Annotated in this window: 21 protein-coding genes; 9 read left to right on the top strand and 12 right to left on the bottom strand. The window is 68.1% G+C overall.

Features of this window, described 5'->3' with window-relative positions:
- The first annotated feature begins 162 nt into the window (after positions 1-162).
- Both OHB24_RS16315 and OHB24_RS16310 read left to right on the top strand, forming a co-directional pair.
- The gene (locus tag OHB24_RS16315) at positions 163-1,314 is read left to right on the top strand and encodes a molybdopterin-dependent oxidoreductase (protein ID WP_327639870.1); all 1,152 of its coding nucleotides are present in this window, start codon (positions 163-165) and stop codon (positions 1,312-1,314) included.
- Positions 1,311-1,751 carry a hypothetical protein gene (locus OHB24_RS16310; RefSeq protein WP_327639869.1) on the top strand — a complete coding sequence of 147 codons (441 nt, stop codon included), beginning with the start codon at positions 1,311-1,313 and terminating at the stop codon, positions 1,749-1,751. The genes OHB24_RS16315 and OHB24_RS16310 overlap by 4 nt, the downstream gene beginning before the upstream one ends.
- On the opposite strand, the gene OHB24_RS16305 is transcribed toward OHB24_RS16310, so the two are convergent.
- Entirely contained in the window at positions 1,694-2,518 is an 825-nt protein-coding gene (locus OHB24_RS16305) for a 3-keto-5-aminohexanoate cleavage protein (RefSeq protein WP_133787204.1), read from the bottom strand. The genes OHB24_RS16310 and OHB24_RS16305 overlap by 58 nt on opposite strands.
- A 93-nt stretch (positions 2,519-2,611) precedes the next feature.
- On the opposite strand from OHB24_RS16305, the gene dtd reads away from it, so the two are divergent.
- Entirely contained in the window at positions 2,612-3,037 is a 426-nt protein-coding gene (dtd, locus tag OHB24_RS16300) for a D-aminoacyl-tRNA deacylase (protein ID WP_327639868.1), read from the top strand.
- Positions 3,038-3,201: 164 nt separating this feature from the next.
- On the opposite strand, the gene OHB24_RS16295 is transcribed toward dtd, so the two are convergent.
- From OHB24_RS16295 to OHB24_RS16265, 7 genes are all read right to left on the bottom strand, one after another.
- Positions 3,202-4,428: a choice-of-anchor P family protein gene (locus OHB24_RS16295; RefSeq protein ID WP_327639867.1), complete on the bottom strand. Its 1,227-nt coding sequence runs from the start codon at positions 4,426-4,428 to the stop codon at positions 3,202-3,204.
- Between the two features lie 303 nt (positions 4,429-4,731).
- Positions 4,732-5,028, bottom strand: a complete 297-nt coding sequence (locus OHB24_RS16290) for a DUF1416 domain-containing protein (protein ID WP_130383357.1) — start codon at positions 5,026-5,028, stop codon at positions 4,732-4,734.
- A gap of 3 nt (positions 5,029-5,031) precedes the next feature.
- Positions 5,032-5,880 (bottom strand): sulfurtransferase, encoded by an 849-nt coding sequence (locus OHB24_RS16285; protein ID WP_327639866.1) that lies wholly within the window; start codon positions 5,878-5,880, stop codon positions 5,032-5,034.
- Positions 5,881-5,892: 12 nt separating this feature from the next.
- The gene (locus OHB24_RS16280; protein ID WP_327639865.1) at positions 5,893-6,339 is read right to left on the bottom strand and encodes a DUF4395 domain-containing protein; all 447 of its coding nucleotides are present in this window, start codon (positions 6,337-6,339) and stop codon (positions 5,893-5,895) included.
- Between the two features lie 281 nt (positions 6,340-6,620).
- Positions 6,621-7,478 carry an RDD family protein gene (locus OHB24_RS16275; protein ID WP_327639864.1) on the bottom strand — a complete coding sequence of 286 codons (858 nt, stop codon included), beginning with the start codon at positions 7,476-7,478 and terminating at the stop codon, positions 6,621-6,623.
- Between the two features lie 60 nt (positions 7,479-7,538).
- Complete coding sequence (locus tag OHB24_RS16270) at positions 7,539-7,970, bottom strand: TlpA family protein disulfide reductase (RefSeq protein WP_327639863.1); 432 nt, start codon at positions 7,968-7,970, stop codon at positions 7,539-7,541.
- 45 nt (positions 7,971-8,015) lie between these two features.
- Complete coding sequence (locus OHB24_RS16265; RefSeq protein ID WP_327639862.1) at positions 8,016-8,429, bottom strand: HIT family protein; 414 nt, start codon at positions 8,427-8,429, stop codon at positions 8,016-8,018.
- Between the two features lie 30 nt (positions 8,430-8,459).
- Here OHB24_RS16265 and arfB point away from each other — a divergent pair, with 30 nt between their 5' ends.
- From arfB to OHB24_RS16245, 4 genes are read left to right on the top strand one after another with little or no spacing between them, the layout of a single operon-like run.
- A complete protein-coding gene (gene arfB / locus OHB24_RS16260; protein ID WP_327639861.1) occupies positions 8,460-8,885 on the top strand; it encodes an alternative ribosome rescue aminoacyl-tRNA hydrolase ArfB in 426 nt (141 codons plus the stop codon).
- Between the two features lie 31 nt (positions 8,886-8,916).
- Positions 8,917-9,543, top strand: coding sequence for a hypothetical protein (locus tag OHB24_RS16255; protein ID WP_327639860.1), 627 nt, complete (start codon positions 8,917-8,919; stop codon positions 9,541-9,543).
- Positions 9,540-10,106 (top strand): hypothetical protein, encoded by a 567-nt coding sequence (locus OHB24_RS16250; protein ID WP_327639859.1) that lies wholly within the window; start codon positions 9,540-9,542, stop codon positions 10,104-10,106. The genes OHB24_RS16255 and OHB24_RS16250 overlap by 4 nt, the downstream gene beginning before the upstream one ends.
- The gene (locus OHB24_RS16245) at positions 10,103-10,711 is read left to right on the top strand and encodes a hypothetical protein (protein WP_327639858.1); all 609 of its coding nucleotides are present in this window, start codon (positions 10,103-10,105) and stop codon (positions 10,709-10,711) included. The genes OHB24_RS16250 and OHB24_RS16245 overlap by 4 nt, the downstream gene beginning before the upstream one ends.
- Here the strand turns inward: OHB24_RS16245 and OHB24_RS16240 are convergent.
- Both OHB24_RS16240 and OHB24_RS16235 read right to left on the bottom strand, forming a co-directional pair.
- Positions 10,674-12,038, bottom strand: coding sequence for a hypothetical protein (locus tag OHB24_RS16240; RefSeq protein WP_327641075.1), 1,365 nt, complete (start codon positions 12,036-12,038; stop codon positions 10,674-10,676). The genes OHB24_RS16245 and OHB24_RS16240 overlap by 38 nt on opposite strands.
- 50 nt (positions 12,039-12,088) lie before the next feature.
- A complete protein-coding gene (locus tag OHB24_RS16235) occupies positions 12,089-12,328 on the bottom strand; it encodes a MoaD/ThiS family protein (protein WP_131345109.1) in 240 nt (79 codons plus the stop codon).
- 160 nt (positions 12,329-12,488) lie between these two features.
- Here OHB24_RS16235 and OHB24_RS16230 point away from each other — a divergent pair, with 160 nt between their 5' ends.
- Positions 12,489-13,202 carry a response regulator transcription factor gene (locus tag OHB24_RS16230; RefSeq protein WP_327639857.1) on the top strand — a complete coding sequence of 238 codons (714 nt, stop codon included), beginning with the start codon at positions 12,489-12,491 and terminating at the stop codon, positions 13,200-13,202.
- A gap of 4 nt (positions 13,203-13,206) precedes the next feature.
- On the opposite strand, the gene OHB24_RS16225 is transcribed toward OHB24_RS16230, so the two are convergent.
- Together OHB24_RS16225 and OHB24_RS16220 are read right to left on the bottom strand one after the other, a co-directional pair.
- Positions 13,207-13,515, bottom strand: coding sequence for a hypothetical protein (locus tag OHB24_RS16225; RefSeq protein WP_327639856.1), 309 nt, complete (start codon positions 13,513-13,515; stop codon positions 13,207-13,209).
- A gap of 117 nt (positions 13,516-13,632) precedes the next feature.
- Positions 13,633-15,468 (bottom strand): bifunctional metallophosphatase/5'-nucleotidase, encoded by a 1,836-nt coding sequence (locus OHB24_RS16220; RefSeq protein ID WP_327639855.1) that lies wholly within the window; start codon positions 15,466-15,468, stop codon positions 13,633-13,635.
- A 133-nt stretch (positions 15,469-15,601) separates the two neighbouring features.
- On the opposite strand from OHB24_RS16220, the gene mshD reads away from it, so the two are divergent.
- Positions 15,602-16,522, top strand: coding sequence for a mycothiol synthase (gene mshD, locus OHB24_RS16215; RefSeq protein WP_327639854.1), 921 nt, complete (start codon positions 15,602-15,604; stop codon positions 16,520-16,522).
- The last annotated feature ends 191 nt before the right edge of the window (positions 16,523-16,713 follow it).

Here is a 16,713-nt window from a genome sequence, read left to right as displayed (position 1 = left end):
TCCGCCACTCCTTCCGTCAAGTTTGCCCAGAGTATGCCCCGACCGGTGCCACCAACTGCGGTACAGACGCAGACCTGTGGATAACTGGTTCCGGGTACGCCGTTCGCGAGCAGTAACCGCCGTACGCCGTACACACGTCACCGGCTGCGTTGTAGTAGAAACATGAAGCTCCCGGCCCCTCCGACGGAGAAGTCGTTCCCGTCGCCGCTGCACCACCCGCGGGTGGCGACGGTCATCGGCCGCTGGCTGGCGGTCGCCGTGACGATCTGTTTCCTGACCGGCCTCTACAGCCACTTCGTCCAGGACACCCCGAGCTGGCTCCCGATCCCCAGCCGTCCGGCCTCGCTGTACCGCGTCACTCAGGGGCTGCACGTGCTGAGCGGGACCGTGGCGGTCCCGCTGCTGCTGGCGAAGCTGTGGACGGTCTACCCGAAGCTCTTCGCGAAGCCGCCGTGGCCGCCGAGCCGGCAGGCGCTCGCGACGATGCTGGAGCGGGCGTCGATCCTGGTGCTGGTTTCGGCGATGGCGCTCGAGCTCTTCATCGGGTTCCTCAACACGCTGCAGTGGTACCCGTGGCCGTTCCCGTTCCGGCAGACCCACTACGCGCTGGCCTGGATCATCGTCGGCGCGCTGCTCGTCCATCTCGCCGTCAAGCTCCCGCCGATCCGCGCGAACTGGCGACGTACGGCCGAGAAGGCGCCGGACTCCTTGCCGCCGGCAATCACCGGCCTGACCCGGCGCGGGCTGTTCAGGACCGTGGCCGGTGCCGCGACACTCGTCGGCATCACGTCGGTCGGCCAGTCGGCCCCGGCGTTCGGTCCCGTCGCCGTACTCGCGCCGCGGAAGCCGAACATCGGACCACAAGGCCTGCCGGTGAACCGTACGGCGGAAGCCGCCGGCGTCACGGGGATCGACGAGAACTGGCGCTTCCTGATCACGGGACCCCAGCAGCTCACCTACTCGCTCGACGAACTACGGGCGCTGCCGCAGAGCCGCGCCGAGCTGCCGATCGCCTGCGTCGAGGGCTGGAGCCAAGGCGCACGGTGGGAGGGCATCCGCATCCGGGATCTGCTCGAACTGTGCGGCGCCCCGGCGCACTCACGAGTTCGGGTCGTCTCGATGGAGAAGGGCGGCTTCTACGCGACGAGTGAGCTGCCACCGGAGTTCGCCGCCGATTCACTCACGCTGCTGGCGCTCCGGCTGAACGGCGGTGAGCTTGCGCTCGACCACGGGTTCCCGGCGCGGATCATCGCGCCCAATCGGCCTGGGGTGTTGCAGACCAAGTGGGTGCATCGGCTGGAGGTCATCACATGAGGTTGCGAATCGGGTTACTGGTCGCCGGTGTGCTGATGGGCCTGTGGGGTGTTTGGAGCCTGGTGCACGCTGTCGACGTCCGGGGGTTGGTGCGGTTGCCGATCTGGCTGGGTGGGGCCGTGGTGGCCGACGACCTCTTCCTGGTGCCGCTGACCGTCGGCGTCGGCTGGCTCGTCACTCGCTGGTCGGCGGGGCCCGATCGGCACCGAACAGTCGGCGTGGTGCGAACGACCCTGCTGTACGTCGGGATCACCAGCCTGATCGCCCTGCCGCTACTACTGCGGCAGGGCAAGGGCGTGAACCCGACGGTGCTGCCCCGCGACTACCTCCGCGACTGGCTATTGCTGGAGGCAACGATCATCGCGGGCGGTGTCGTCGGCTACTTCTTCACGTTGAGAAGGTCGCGGGCCTCGTCAGGCGACATCGGCGGCCGCTGAGCGAGGGTCGCCAGCGCGGCGGCGCGTTCGACGAGCTCGGCATTGTGCGTGACCGGGTGGCCCTTCGCCAGCGTCAGCGTGTCCTCCATGCCGACGCGGAGGTTGCCGCCCTTCGACAGTGCGGCCAGCGCGACCGTCAACGACGTACGGCCGATGCCCGTGGCGGACCAGGACGTGACGGCGTCGGGGAGGGCGTTGACGGCTGCGACGAGTGCGTCCGCCGTACCGGGCATGCCCCCGGGGACGCCCATCACCAGATCGCAGTGCACGCGCCCGCCGTACGGCAGGCCGTACTTGTCGAGGAGCCGGTGCAGCGCGGCGACGTGACCGAGGTCGAACAGCTCGAACTCCGGAACGACCTCGCGCTCTTGGGTGAGCTGGAAGAGCTGCGTGACGAACGGCCACGGGTTCATGAAGACGTCGTCGCCGAAGTTGACCGTGCCCATGGTCAGCGAGCAGGAGTCGGGTACGGCGTCCAGCACGCGGAGACGGTCCTCGTACGGATCCGTGACGGCACCGCCCGTCGAGAGCTGCACGATCAGTGCGGTGTTCTCCCGGACCGCGGCGACGGTCTCCGTCAACCGGCCCAGGTCCAGCGTCGGCTTGTGCTCGCCGTCGCGGATGTGGATGTGGATCATCGCCGCTCCCGCGGCCTCGCAGCGCTTCGCGGTCTCGACCAGCTCGTCGAGCGTGGTCGGCAACGCCGGGCAGTCCGCCTTCGCGGTCTCGGCACCGGTGGGAGCAACAGTGATCAGTGTCGACGCCATGGACGAATCCTGCCAGATCGTGCCTCGAAACGGATATTTGCCTGCCGTAGGGTCCGATGACCGGACGATCTCCGGCGCGAGAGGATGTTGTCCATGAGAGCCGTAGTACAGCGAGTCAGTCGGGCGTCGGTCACCGTGGACGGCGAGGTGGTCGGGGCGGTCGACGGGCCGGGGCTGCTGGTCCTGCTCGGCGTCACCCACGACGACACCCCCGAGAAGGCCGCCGCGCTGGCCGCGAAGATCTGGACCCTCCGCATCCTCCACGACGAACGCTCCGCCGCCGACGAACAGGCCCCGATCCTCACCATCAGCCAGTTCACCCTGTACGCCGACACCCGCAAGGGCCGCCGCCCCTCCTGGAACGCCGCCGCCCCCGGCCCCATCTCCGAGCCCCTCTACAACTCCTTCTGCACCGCCCTCGAGTCCCTAGGCGCCAAAGTAGAACGCGGCACCTTCGGAGCCCACATGGACGTCACCCTCACCAACGACGGCCCCGTCACCCTGATCCTCGACACCTGAGCTCAACTTTGAGAAGCCACCGACCAAAAATCCGCTCCGGAAATGGTCGGTGGCTTCTCAAAGTCGGGGTGCGAGCACAAAAGACCGGCCCCCGGATCCGTGCGGGATCCGGGGGCCGGTTGTTCTGGGTCGGTGAGGTTCGACTCAGAGAGTGTCTGCTGAGATCAGCTGACGACGCCTGCGGCCGAGTGACCGACGACGACCTTGGTGTTCAGGCCCTGAACCTCGACGACCAGAGCGTTCACCGAGATGTACCGCTTCTGCCGCATGACCTGGTTGAAGGTCAGGCGAGCGATGCCCGGGATCTCCAGCGTCTTGTTCTCGCCGGTCGGGACGGCGTAGGTCTTGCCGCCGACCTTGATGGAGGCGATGGTCGAGGACGAGCTCACGCCGCCCTTGCCGTCCTTGGTCTTCCACGCGGAAGCCGAGGACTCGATGGCGCCGATGGACAGCGACCCGACCTTCACACCCGCGACGTGCGAGGTGAAGTTGATGTAGGACTTGCCCTCGCCGATGGCGCCGTTCTTGGTGGTGTAGACACCGCCGACGTAGGCGACCTTCGGGATGTTCAGCTCGCCGACCGCGACCCGGACCGTCTTGCCCTCAGTGCCCTGGCAGGTGGTCTGAAGCGACGTGGCGTCGGAGACGACCAGCTTGTCGGCCGTGGCCTTGGTGCCGTAGGCGTCACCGATGACCAGTGCGGTCGCCGGCTTCGAGATCTCCGCGCGGGTCTTCAGCACCGCGACGTCGACGCCCTGCGGGATGTACTGGTTCTTCACCGTCGCGTGCAGCACGACCGCCTGCGCGTACGAGTAGATGCCGGACGCGGTCTTCACGCCGCCGACACGGTTCAGAACGATGTAGCCCAGGCCCGGTACGGCGACCTTGGTGTTCGGCTTCGGGTTCAGCAGCGACGGCACCGAGATCGCGCCGATCCGCACGCCCGCGAAGGTGGTGCTGCCGGTGTAGGACAGCTTGCCCTTCGAGTACTTCGACGTGGTGGTGGTCTTCACGCCGGTCAGCGTGAGCAGGGTGCCGACGCGGACGTCGGCGGCCACCGCGGTGCTGGTGACGCCGGTACCGCTGGCGTTGTTGAAGCCGTGCGTGTCGGTCTTCACCGAGCGCGCGATCGCCTGCCCGTTCACGTTCGCCGCGGCGATGTCGTTCTTGTCATGTTTGGTGGCGTCCGTGGTGCAACCGAACTTGCTGATCACCTGCGGGCCACTGTTCGCCAGCCCGGATTGAACATCGGTCCCGTACGAGTATCCGCTGTAGCCGAAAACCGGCGAAGCGGACGCGGAACCCGACGTCAGCGCAATCGTAGAAGCCACGCCGACAACCGCCGCAACACCGACGGCGGCGAGCTTCTTGTATCCGATGCGGGGTCGCATTGACCCCTCCTCCCTGAGTGATGACGTGACCCGAACTGCGGGTCAGGACACAGACACAACTCAGCCGATTGCGGTAGGTGACGAGCCGACCGCTCTCCGAGACCAAACCGTTACCTTGCCGCTCGCTCCACGAGATTTCCCGCTGCCACCCGTAACCCGGCTGCGATGACCCGGAAACCCTGCTCGGTAAGCGATCCCAGGCATGCCAAAGGGCCCGGACGCGCAAGGTCCGGGCCCCTCGGTGCTCACTTCAGGGTGGGCCACCGTCGGGTGGTGGTGGCACCTTCTGTAACGAACGACTGCTCAGACGGTGACGGCCACTTCCGCAACCTCGCCGTACTGCGCGACCACCTGACGGTCGACCGGGTCGGCCTTCGGGGCCAGCGTGCGCAGCGTCCAGCTGCCCGGCGCCGCGAAGAACCGGAAGTGCCCGGTCGCCGAGGTCGGCACCTCGGCCGTGAACTCACCAGTGGAGTCCAGCAGCCGCACGTACGCGCCGCCGACCGGCTCCTCGCCGCGCAGCACCTGGCCCTGGATCACGGCCTCCTTGTCGACGTCGACACCCTTGAGGTCGAGGCCGCCCTTCTTCGCTCCGCACATGTGTCAGGCCTTTCCGGGCTCGTCGCCGAGGGCAACGGGTACGCCGACCAGCGAGCCCCACTCGGTCCAGGATCCGTCGTAGTTCTTCACGTTCGCCTGGCCGAGGATCTCGTGCAGCACGAACCAGGTGTGCGCCGAGCGCTCGCCGATCCGGCAGTACGCGATGGTGTCCTTGCCGAAGTCGACACCGGCGTCGGCGTACAGGGTCTTCAGCTCGTCGTCGGCGCGGAAGGTGCCGTCGTCGTTGGCCGCCTTGCTCCACGGGATGCTGGCCGCGGTCGGGATGTGACCCGCCCGCTGCGCCTGCTCCTGCGGCAGGTGGGCCGGGGCGAGCAGCCGGCCGGCGTACTCGTCGGGGCTGCGCACGTCGACCAGGTTCTTCACGCCGATGGCGTCCTTGACCTCGTCACGGAAGGCGCGGATCTCCAGGTTCTGCGGCTGCGCGGAGTACTCGGTGGCCTCGCGCTTGACGACCTCGTCGGTCAGCTCGCGGCTGTCCAGCTCCCAGCGCTTGCGGCCGCCGTCGAGCAGGCGGACGTCACCGTGGCCGTAGAGCTTGAAGTACCAGTACGCGTACGCCGCGAACCAGTTGTTGTTGCCGCCGTACAGCACGACCGTGTCGTCGTTCTTCACGCCGCGGTCGGACAGCAGCGCCTCGAACTGCTCCTTGCTGACGAAGTCGCGCCGGACCGGGTCCTGCAGGTCGTCCTGCCAGTCGATCTTGATCGCGCCGGCGATGTGGCCGGCGTCGTACGCCGAGACGTCCTCGTCGACCTCGATGAGGACGACGCCGGCGTCGGTCTTGTGCTCCTCGACCCAGTCGGCCGAGACGAGCGCGGATTCCCTGCTCATGTGTGCTGCCTCTCAGTTGGTAGCGGTGGTTGGCGTACGAATGCGGTGGATCAGCAGATAGGCCTCGCAGCCGAGGCAGAGCCCGACGGCCGCGTTCACGAACGCGGCGACCAGGGCGAATCCGGTGGCGACCACTCCCAGCACGGTCAGGCCGGTCAGGTACCCGGCCAGACCGACGACCGCGAAGACCAGGCCGACCAGCTGGGCGAACCGCGGCGGGGCCGCGTCCTCCAGCTCCTTCGGCGGGCCCAGCCGGGGCCGGACCAGCCGCTTGAACAGCAACCCGTACGGCGACGCGCTGACGCCGAACGCGACCGAGATCGCGAACACGACGGCTTGCACCGCGAGCGGCCAGGGGTTGTTCAGTACGAGCGTCAGGGCCAGGACGACCGTGGTCACGCCGGCAGCGAACCGGAGACCGCGCGGATCGACCTGTTGTGCCGCCTGTTGTTCGGACATGACGACTCCCGGAGAAGGAGGATGTCGAGCCGGAACCCGCCCGGGTCTGCGGGAGGCGACGTACGCGGAACCGTGCTCAGCGACCGGTTCCGCAGCGCTCTGGACGCCGCCTGGTCAGCGGCGTCGACACAGCGAAGAGCGGACGCGGCAGTTGTCCACTGCCCGTCGCTTCGTCAGCCATGTCGTGTAAACCACGTCACGAGACTACGGAACCTGGGCGGGCGCGCCACCCGTGGTCCCATCACGTGAGACAACTGATCAAACTGTGGGACGGCCCGCTCTCAGACGCGGACCACGTTGGTCCCGGCGACCTTGTCGTGCAGCGCCTGCTTCTTGTCGTCCCAGAGCGGCCAGAGGTAGTTGAGCAGCAGAGCGAGGGAGGCGAACAGGCCGACGACCGGGATCGCGCCGGCCAGGTTCAGGGCGAGGATGAGCCCACCGCGCTTCGCCACGGCGCCGCGCGGCGGCTTGCCCGGCGTCTCCCGCAGCCGGACCGCGATCCCGGTCGCCATCTTGCCGGGAGTGCGGCCCTTGGCGACCAGGAACAGGTACTCGTAGACGAACACGACCAAGGCCCCGATCAGGGACGCCGGGATGGCGTACTTGAACACCTCGGGCGGCATCGAGACCGGGGTCGAGCTACCGGCGCGGGCGGCGTCCAGGACGTCCTCCACCCACGAGTTCATCACCTTGCTGGACTGGTAGTAGAAGTAGCCGGTCAGCGGCAAGGCAATGAACCAGGCGATGATCGAGTCGATGATGCGCGCGAAGACACGGCGCCACCAACCCGACAGCATCTGACCGTCCGGGGTGGTGCCGGAATTCCGCCCCTGGTAGGCGAAGCCCTGTCCGCTCTGCGGGTACGCCGGGTAGCCGCCCTGCTGCGGGGCCTGCTGCGAGGGCTGCTGGCCGAACTGCGACGGTGACTGAGCCGGACCGCCGCCGCCGTACACCTGTCCGTGCTCCGCGGTCTGCCCGTACTTCGGGAAGTCCTGCGTCTTCGACTGACCGAACTGCCCCTGGAACGGCGGTGGGCCCTCCTGCGGCCGACGCTGATCCGTCCAGGCGCTGCCGTCCCAGTACCGCTGCTGGGTCGGGTCCTCAGGGTCGTCGTACCAACCTGCTACTTGAGAGCTCACCAGGAGAGTCTTGCCTACGTCCCGGTTCATTGGCCATCCGGTGGCGTGAACCGGACGCGGTCAGCTCGGCTGGCGGTCGATCGCGACGGCGAGGGCGGCAATCACGTCCGGCTTCCGCGGCGCTCCACTGGCGCGCTTCACCACGGCTCCGGTGCTGTCGAGCACCAGCGTGGTCGGCGTACGCAGGATGTCCAGCCGGCGTACCAGCTCCAGGTGGGACTCGGCGTCCAGCTCCACGTGGCGCACTCCGTCGAGCATGCCCTCGACCTCGGCCAGCGTCCGCCGCGTGACCCGGCACGGCGCACAGAACGCCGATGAGAACTGCAGCAGCGTCGCCCGCTCGCCCAGCTCCCCGCCCAACTCCGCGGCCGTCACCCGCTCCACGTCGTCCTCGCTCTTCCCGCGAAACCGCCCGTCGACCCAGGCCTTGAGCACACTCAGCCCCACGCCGGCTACCACCGCCGCGACGAGTACCCACAGCCCAAGACTCACAGCTACCCACGGTACGACGCCCCGTTCACAATTCAACCGGCCGTTTCACGTGCTGAGAAGCACCTGCGGATCCACAGCGAGGCGGTGGCGTGAACGCCCGGTCGGCCAGGGCAGGCTGTCGTCTCCGTCGCCCGGGTACCGCGGGACCACGTGCAGGTGGAGGTGGTCGACACTGCGGCCGGAGCCGGGCCCACTGGCGTTCAGCAGACAGACACCGGTCGCGCCGAGCGTCGCCACCATCTTCTGTGCGATGCGCTGAGCCAGGTCCATCACCAGGGTCAGGTCACCCGGCTGCGCGTCCAGGAGACCTGCGGTGGTGTGACGCCGCGGCACCACCAGCGTGTGCCCCGGAGCGATCTCCTCACCGGGCAACGGGAGGAACGCGACCGCCGCGTCCTCCTTGGCGATCCAGCGGGCCGAATCGGCGGAGATCAGGCCGCAGAAGACACAGGCATCCATCTGGTGATTGTGCTCCGGTCTAATAGGCCTGTGGAGAGTGGACTGACCGTGCGGTCGGGAGTGGTGATTCCCGAGGCAGAGCTGACGTGGCGGTTCTCACGGTCGAGCGGACCGGGCGGGCAGTCCGTGAACACCACGGACAGCCGGGTCGAGCTGAGCTTCGACGTGGCGGGTACGTCGGCGTTGAGCGACGTACTGAAGACACGGGCGGTGGAGCGGCTCCAGTCGCGGCTGGTCGACGGGGTCGTGACGATCGGCGCGTCGGAGTACAAGTCGCAGTGGCGCAACCGGGAGGCCGCGCGGGAACGGCTGGCCGTGCTGATCCGGGAGGCGATCGCTCCACCGCCCCGGAAACGGCGGCCGACCAAGCCGAGCAAGGGGTCCGTACGGCGCCGGCTGGACGACAAGAAGCGCCGCGGCCAGACGAAGCGACTCCGCGGACGGCCGGACGACTGACGCGGCCCTCTCGCTGGATACCCTTGCCCGCGTGCAGGAAACGGGGAGCGGGGGGACGGAGCCGGAGGAGCTCCCGGAGTTCCAGGATCTCAAGGTGCGGGGCCGCTCGGTCCGGACGTGGGCGATCAGTGCCGGCGCCGTACTTCTGGTGGTCTCAGCGGCCTTCGGCGGGCTGAAGAAGGCCGGCGACGAGACTCCGCAGGTGGACGCCGGTACCGCGATCGACGCCGGCCAGTTCGAGGTCACCGTCCAGCGGGTCGTCACCGTGAAGGACCTGAAGCCGCTGTTCACACCGGACGACGGTGGCGTGCTGATCGCGGTCGTGACGAAGCTGAAGGTCACCGACGACACCGGCACGACACCGCCGTCGGACCTGATCCGGCTGATCGGCGTGCCAGGGGTGAAGGACACCGACCCGCCGCTCGGCACCACGAACCTGCGCGACGCGACGATGAGCCCGGTGCTCACGCCGGACGCGGCCGAGGACGTCGCGTACGTCTGGAAGCTGCCGAAGGCGAGCCAGTTCCCGACCGAGGTCAAGCTGACCGTGCAGGGCTACGAGCACGAGGACGAGTCGATCCTCGACCACCACGAGAAGTGGCTGCCGAACAAGATCGCCGCGGACAGCACCGTCGCGGTGAAGGACAACACCAAGTGACCGGGCGAAAACTGCTGAACGTCGGCCTCACGCTCGCCGTACTCGTCGCGATCGTCGCCCTGTACCGGTTCACGCCGACGCAGCAGGACATCCAGCAGCCGACCTCGGTGAACGGCATCGTCGGGCGCGCGGTGCAGACGCCACGGTTCGATCTGACCGTCGACGACGTACGGGTCGGCAAGAAGCTCCGGATCCCGCGGTCCACGCCGGACCGCGACTCGCTGACCGCCTTCGTGGTCGTCGACGCGACCGTCACCGCCAAACGGGAGCCGATGCACATCTTCGGCGTCAAGATCCGGTCGGCCGACGGCATCACGTACCTCGCCTCGAACCGCAGCGGTCTCGACCGGGTCGACCTGACCGGCACCGAGTTCGCGCCGGACATTCCGGTCCGCGGCTCGTTCGTGATCGAGATGCCGGCCGACAAGGTGCCCGGGGCAACTTTGCTGGTGATGGAGAAGTCGATCCTTAACGACCTCGAGCCACAGGTCACCGTGCCACTCGGCTCAGACGCGCCTCAGGTGCAGGACGTCGTCGACCTGACGGCTGCGAGCGATTCGTGAGCGGCGCGCGCCGGGCCCGCCGGGGCTGGTTCCGGAAGAACACGGTCGCACTCGCGACGCTGGTGGTGGCGATCCCGCTCGCCGGGTGGTGGACCACACGCAGCGACTACAAGTCCTGGTACAGCAACGAGCCCCGCGATCCCGTCACGGTGTCTGCGGGCGGTACGTCGTACAACGGCGCTACTTGGTTCGCCGCCAACGTGGAGGAGAACCCGCAGCCGGCCGAGAAGGGTCTCGATCAGAACGCGCTACCCGAAGGGACCACGCGGATCCGCGTGTACCTCCGGCTGCAGGTGGACAACCTGTCCGCGCTCGAAGGGCTCGGCGGCTGCCTGGTCCATCTGCGGGCGCCGGACGGCCGGATCTGGGACGAGGACACGCTCGCGGACGACTACCAGGACCGTCCGAACGGGTGCAGCGGCGGCTCCGACGACAAGCCGTCGAGCTGGCGTGGGGCCGCGGCGCCGTACTACCTGAAGCCGGTGGCCGGGAAGCCGTTCGAGACGGTCGCGGTGTTCGTCGTACCGTCGTCCGTCGCCGGCAGCGTGCAGCCGACGATCACGTGGGCTACGAAACTCCCTCAGTACCTGGCATTCCCGAGGTAGCGGCACTGAGGTCGGTGACACCGTGGTCGCCGGCCGACTGCTCGTGCACCGCACGGGTCCGCGGGGTCAGGTAGCCGGCCAGGCCGCCGATCATCCGGTCGTACGCGGCGGCGAGCAGGCTGACCTGCAGCATGATCTTCAGGCCGTCGGTGATGAGGTTCAGCGGCTCGTCGATGACCTGCCAGAACTGCAGCGTGTGCGGACCGAGGACCCACACCTTCAGGGCGATCCACACGCCGCTCGCGGCGAACGTGACGACCGCCCAGGCCAGGAAGTACCCGAGCATCGGCCGCAGGCCGGAGCGGACCACCAGCCGGAACGCCTCCAGGACGGGGGTCCAGCGGTCCTTCCAGTCGGCCATGACCGAGTTCCCGGCGACGCGGACGATCCGCGGCGTCTGCTGCCAGCGGTTCGTGATGCGGTCGAACCGCCAGCGCGGCTTGTCGAGCTTCTGCACGACGCGGCCGTAGATGATCGCCGTCATGGTGATCCACATCAGCGGAAGCACCGCGGCGTCCCAGAGGTCCGCGATACCGGCGGCGAGGAACCCGGTGACCGCGTCCCACACCTCACGGACCTGGTTGACGCCCAGCACGTGGTCGAGCACCCAGCTGTACCCGTCGTGCAGCCACTGCCAGACCTGGCGCTCCTGCAGCCACGACTTCGGCGACGGGATGTACGAGGACGCCTGGTAGATGACCACGAAGATCCACAGCGCCTCCAGGTAGGTGACGAACAGCTTGCGGACCGCGCCTTCTCGCTCCTTCTTCCACTTCTTGAACACGAACCGGAGCAGGTACGCCGTGGCGCCGAGCCCGATGAACAACCAGGTGGACAGCGACTGCAATCCCGTGGACTCCGGAGCGACGCTGCCTCCGGTCAGGATCGTCGCGGCCGTCTCGTTGACCTTGTGGACGGCCAGTTGGTACTCGTAGTCGAGCGCCTCGTTCTGCAGGAACTTGTAGGCGGCGTAGAAGGCCAGAAACGGCAGGAGCGCCGCAGCGAGCGCGTCGAGCGCCCGGTGCTCGCGGCCGGGCTCCACACCGTCCGGGGCAAGCATGCCCTCGGCAACTGCCCTGCGGTGGAACGGCAACTCGCCACGGAGGACCAGGAACATGGTCACGTACATCGCCAGCGAGACCACGACGAGCAACGCCAGTACGGCGATGCCGGCTGCCTCAGCTCTGGCGCCTGCCTGGACCGCTACCCACTGCAGGCCGCGGTGCACCAGCTGCGCCACCAGAAACACCGCCAGAAGGCGCGGCCACGCCTTCCCGAACAGGACCCCCGCGCGACCCACCGTAGTGAGCAGCGTCCCCGACTCCATCGCCACGGCGACGAATGTACCTGGCGAGGAGTCCTCGGGCCTGGTCCTCGTCAGCCGCCCGCGAAGGGCGGGAGGGCGTCGACCAGGGCGCCCTGGGTGAGCGGTGTGCCCGGTTCGGCGCGCTCGCCGTCCAGGAGGAACGTGCAGATCGACAGCACCCGCGCCAGCTCCGGCCGATCGGTCGAAACGGTCGTGACCAGATCGCGGATCGAGCCCGCCTCGGCGGTCGCCGACGACTCCCCGGCGGCCGAGCGTGCGGCAGCGAAGTACCTGATGGTCACTTCCGGCATCTGGTCCGCGCCTCACTAATCGGTTAAGTCTCGGCTATTATGTCAGCTTGCTGTTAGACCCAGTGTGTCCCAGGCCCCCGGCAACGACGCCGCCGGGGCCAGGCGTGCACGAGGCCCGGATCGCGGCCACCGGATCCGATGATCAGCACAAGGAGACAGCGTGAGCACGTTGCTTCTGCTGACGAACGCCCTGCAGGCCTCCACCGAGGTCCTGCCGTCGCTCGCCCTGCTCCCCCACCAGATCCGCATCCTGCCGGCCGAGGTCTCGGCGCTGGTGGATGCGCCGGACGCCGACGCCGTGCTGCTCGACGCCCGCCGCGACCTGGTCGCCGTCCGGAGCGCCTCCCGGCTGATCCGCACGACCGGTATCGACGTACCGCTGATCCTGGTCGTCACCGAGGGCGGCCTGACCGCGGTGAACGCCGACTGGGGCGCGGACGACGTACTGCTCGACACCGCCGGCCCGGCCGAGATCGAGGCCCGGCTGCGACTCGTCATCGGCCGCCTCGCCGCGACCCGCAACGACGAGCCCGAGTCCACGCTGATCCGCAGCGGCGACGTCGTGATCGACGAGGCGTCGTACACCGCGAAGCTCAACGGCCGGGCGCTCGACCTGACGTACAAGGAGTTCGAGCTCTTCAAGTTCCTCGCGCAGCACCCGGGCCGGGTGTTCACGCGGGAGCAGCTGCTCCAGGAGGTCTGGGGCTACGACTACTTCGGCGGTACGCGGACGGTCGACGTGCACGTACGGCGTCTGCGCGCGAAGCTCGGCCCCGAGCACGAGGCCCTGATCGGCACCGTCCGGAACGTCGGCTACCGCTTCGTGGTCCCGCCGGCGCCCGCGGCACGCGAGCCTGCCGAAGCGAAGTCCTGAGTTCTTAGAGGAAGAACTTCAGCAGGGTGAAGGCCAGCGCCGCCGCCGTGACGAGGGCGGCCTTCCAGGACCCGACGCCCTGCCGGAACGCCGCCACGAACACCCCGACGGTGACCGGCACCAGCATCACCAGCAGGGTGACCCCGGCTGCGTGAACACCGACGTGCGCCTGCGCCGTCAGGATCAGCCCCACAACGAATGCCAATGTCAGCCCGAGCCAGCTGCTGATCTGCACCGGCCCGTCCGCGCTGCGATGCCCGCGATGCGAAGCCCTGGGAGCCCGCCGGTGCGAGGTCGGAGCAACGTGCGCCATCGCTCACCTTCCGTAAGTGCCTGAGTACGCAAGGTACCAGGATCACTGACGAGAAGAAAAAGCCGGTACGCCGCCTGTGAGGCGACGTACCGGCTCTCGTTCAGTCGGCCGTTGTGGTCAGGAACCGACGGAGATGCGGTCGGTCGCGACCGGCGTGTACGGGTCGTGCGCGGTCAGGTAGTTGGCGAACGCATCGATGTCCAGCCCACCGAAGAACTTGTTCGTCGCGGTGGTGAAGGCCGGGAAGCCGTCACCGCCGTCCGAGAGGAAGTTGTTCGTGACGATGCGGTACGACGTACCGTCGACCAGCGGCTGCCCGCCGATCTTGATCGAGCCGGCCACCACCTTCGAGCCCGCCGCGGCGGCCGGGTTCCAGGTGTAGGTGATGCCCGCGACCTGGAGCACCTTGAACTTCGGTGCGTCCGGGCCGTTCACCCCGGAGAACTGCTGCTCCAGCAGGGCCTTGATCTGCGTCCCGGTCATGTCCATCGAGACCAGGAAGTTGTTGAACGGCTGCACGGTGAAGGCCTTCCCGAAGGTGACCTCACCGTTGGTGGACGCCAGGTCGGCGCGGATGCCGCCCGGGTTCATGAACGCCGCGACCGGCGTCTTCCCGCCGGTCACGACGCTCGGGTCGGCCAACTGCGCGTCCGCGATCAGGTTGCCCAGCGGCGACTCGAGCGAATCGTCAGGTGTCCGCACCACCGACGGGGTGGTGATGTGGCCGATCACCTTGTTCTCGATCGGGGCGACGAGCGCCTTGTACTTGGCGATCAGGGCCGCGGTCTTCGGGTCCTGCACGACGTCCTGGGTGATGATCTGGTTGTTCGCCAGTGTGTTGACCCGGTCGACGTCGCCGGTCGCGTTGTCGATGCTCAACCGGACGTCGGTCACGAGCCGGCCGAACGACGAGGCGCTGGTGACGAGCCGCGGCTTGTTGTCCTTGTCCGGCAGCGAGCAGTTGTAGCCCTGGTGGGTGTGGCCGGAGATGATCGCGTCGATCTCCGGGTCCAGGTTGGCGTTGATGTCCATGATCGGGCCGGAGATCCCCGGGCAGCTGTTGTACGCCTTCGGGTCGACCGGGAAGCCGCCCTCGTGCAGCAGCACGACGATCGACTCCACGCCCTTCTTCTTCAGCACCGGGACCAGCGCGTTCGCAGTGTCGACCTCGTCCTTGAAGGTCAGCCCCTCGACGCCGGACTTGGTCACGATGTTCGGCGTGTTCTCCAGCGTCATACCGATGAAGCCGACCTTCTTGCCGTCCTTGAAGGTCTTGATCGTGTACGGCGCGAACAGGGTCTTCCGGGTGTTCTCGAAGAACACGTTCGCGGAGAGGTACTTGAACTTCGCGCCCTCGAACGGGTGCGCCGCGTCCGGGCAGGAGTTCTGGTTGTTCGCCCCGTCGCCGTCCGGCAGGCAGCCGCCGGTCTGCATCCGGAGCAGCTCGTGCCAGCCCTCGTCGAACTCGTGGTTGCCCACCGACGCAGCCTCGAGTCCCATCCCGTTCAGCGCTTCGACCGTCGGCTCGTCGTGGAACGCGGCCGACAGCAGCGGCGAGGCGCCGATCAGGTCACCGGCCGCAACCGTGACCGAGTCCTGGCCCTTCGCCTTCGCGGCGGCCCGGAGGTCCTTCAGATGCGTGGCGAGGTACGCCGCGCCGCCCGCCGGGATGCCGTTGATGTTGCCGCTGGACCCCGACGCGGGCTCCAGGTTGCCGTGGAAGTCGTTGATCGCGAGCAGCTGGATCTGGCTGTGCGTCGGCTTCGGCTTCTTCGCCTGGGTCGCCGCATTCTGCGTGGCCGCATCCTGCGTAGCCGCGTCTTGCGTCGCGGCTCCTGCCTGGCTCACGGATCCCCCCGCGGCCAACGCGAGCGCCACGGCCGTCCCGGTGACGAGCAGTCCGACCGCCCGCCGTCCCCCCAACCGTGCCCTGCCACGTCCTGTGATGGCCATCTTTTCTCCGTCGTCTCGGTCACCGCTGTTGCGGTGCCGCGAAATCCTCCGCGGTTCCGCGAAAGTTACCCGTGACGACGCGCCCTCGCCAGGACCTGAGCATGAACTGGACCGGACCTTTTACGGTATTCAGGTGACCCTCGAAGCCGTTCCCTCACCGTTGCCCTCGGCCACTGCCGCCGCCGTCACGGAACTCGCTCGCGCCGCAGCGCACAGCGACGGCGTCAACCCGCTCTCCGAACGCACCCTCCTGCACCTCGACGGCGAACACCCCGGCGACGTCCACGTCCTCGCCTACGAAGGCGATCCAGGCACCATCGAGGTCAGCGGCCTGCAGAGCGCCCGCAACCTGGTCGGGTACGGCGCCTTGTCCCCCGACGGCTCCGCCGAACTCTTCGTCGCCCCGTCCGCCCGCCGCAACGGCTTCGGTACGGCGCTCCTCCGCATCCTTCTCGACCACGGCGGCGCCCGTACCAGCGTCTGGGCCCACGGCCGCCTGCCCGGCTCCGACGAACTGGCCCACCGCCTCAACCTCGAGGTCACCCGGGAGCTCTACTTCCTGCGCCGTACCAGGGCCGACCTCCCAGAACCCGTCTGGCCCGACGGCATCGCCGTACGCACGTTCGTCCCCGGACAGGACGACGCCGCCTGGCTGAAGGTCAACGCAGCCGCCTTCGCCGACCACCCCGAGCAAGGCAGCTGGACCACCGCCGACCTGACCGAACGCCTCCAACAACCGTGGTTCGACCCCAACGGCTTCTTCCTGGCCGTCGACTCCACCACCGGAGCGATCGCCGGCTACCACTGGACCAAGGTCGAGGACGGCGTAGGCGAGGTGTACGTCGTAGGCGTATCCCCCACCCACCAAGGCCAGGGCCTAGGCAAAGCCCTAACCCTCCAAGGCCTCCACCACCTCCAAGCCACTCGCAACCTGGACGAGATAGTCCTCTACGTGGACGGCACCAACATCCCAGCCCGAGCCCTCTACACCTCCCTGAACTTCACCACCGCCGCCCTGGACGTCCAATACACCCCCGCACCCGCACCCCTGTGAACGACATCACAACGAAGCCACTCGCTCACTTCACGTCATAAACCCCACCCCACCCCGTCCCACCACCAACCAGGAGCCGTCCGAGCCTCTAACCCCCCAGCCGGGCGGCTCCTGGTCCCCAACCCCGTTATCCACAACTGCATCTTTTGACATCGAACCCAGCCCCACCCCGCCGTTACGATCGTGTCAAC

The sequence above is a fragment of the Kribbella sp. NBC_00482 genome (assembly GCF_036013725.1).
GTDB lineage: Bacteria > Actinomycetota > Actinomycetes > Propionibacteriales > Kribbellaceae > Kribbella.
The sequence above is the reverse complement of the archived record's forward strand: the minus strand, read 5'-3'. Positions and strand labels throughout refer to the sequence as shown.

Bases quoted from the DNA above. Each gene is read 5' to 3' on its own strand.
- OHB24_RS16225 (WP_327639856.1), bottom strand. From the start codon at position 13,515: ATGGCGCACGTTGCTCCGACCTCGCACCGGCGGGCTCCCAGGGCTTCG.
- OHB24_RS16315 (WP_327639870.1), top strand. From the start codon at position 163: ATGAAGCTCCCGGCCCCTCCGACGGAGAAGTCGTTCCCGTCGCCGCTG.
- OHB24_RS16220 (WP_327639855.1), bottom strand. From the start codon at position 15,468: ATGGCCATCACAGGACGTGGCAGGGCACGGTTGGGGGGACGGCGGGCG.
- dtd (WP_327639868.1), top strand. From the start codon at position 2,612: ATGAGAGCCGTAGTACAGCGAGTCAGTCGGGCGTCGGTCACCGTGGAC.
- OHB24_RS16305 (WP_133787204.1), bottom strand. From the start codon at position 2,518: ATGGCGTCGACACTGATCACTGTTGCTCCCACCGGTGCCGAGACCGCG.
- OHB24_RS16285 (WP_327639866.1), bottom strand. From the start codon at position 5,880: ATGAGCAGGGAATCCGCGCTCGTCTCGGCCGACTGGGTCGAGGAGCAC.
- OHB24_RS16265 (WP_327639862.1), bottom strand. From the start codon at position 8,429: ATGGATGCCTGTGTCTTCTGCGGCCTGATCTCCGCCGATTCGGCCCGC.
- OHB24_RS16290 (WP_130383357.1), bottom strand. From the start codon at position 5,028: ATGTGCGGAGCGAAGAAGGGCGGCCTCGACCTCAAGGGTGTCGACGTC.
- OHB24_RS16295 (WP_327639867.1), bottom strand. From the start codon at position 4,428: ATGCGACCCCGCATCGGATACAAGAAGCTCGCCGCCGTCGGTGTTGCG.
- OHB24_RS16280 (WP_327639865.1), bottom strand. From the start codon at position 6,339: ATGTCCGAACAACAGGCGGCACAACAGGTCGATCCGCGCGGTCTCCGG.
- OHB24_RS16235 (WP_131345109.1), bottom strand. From the start codon at position 12,328: ATGCCGGAAGTGACCATCAGGTACTTCGCTGCCGCACGCTCGGCCGCC.
- OHB24_RS16240 (WP_327641075.1), bottom strand. From the start codon at position 12,038: ATGGAGTCGGGGACGCTGCTCACTACGGTGGGTCGCGCGGGGGTCCTG.
- OHB24_RS16310 (WP_327639869.1), top strand. From the start codon at position 1,311: ATGAGGTTGCGAATCGGGTTACTGGTCGCCGGTGTGCTGATGGGCCTG.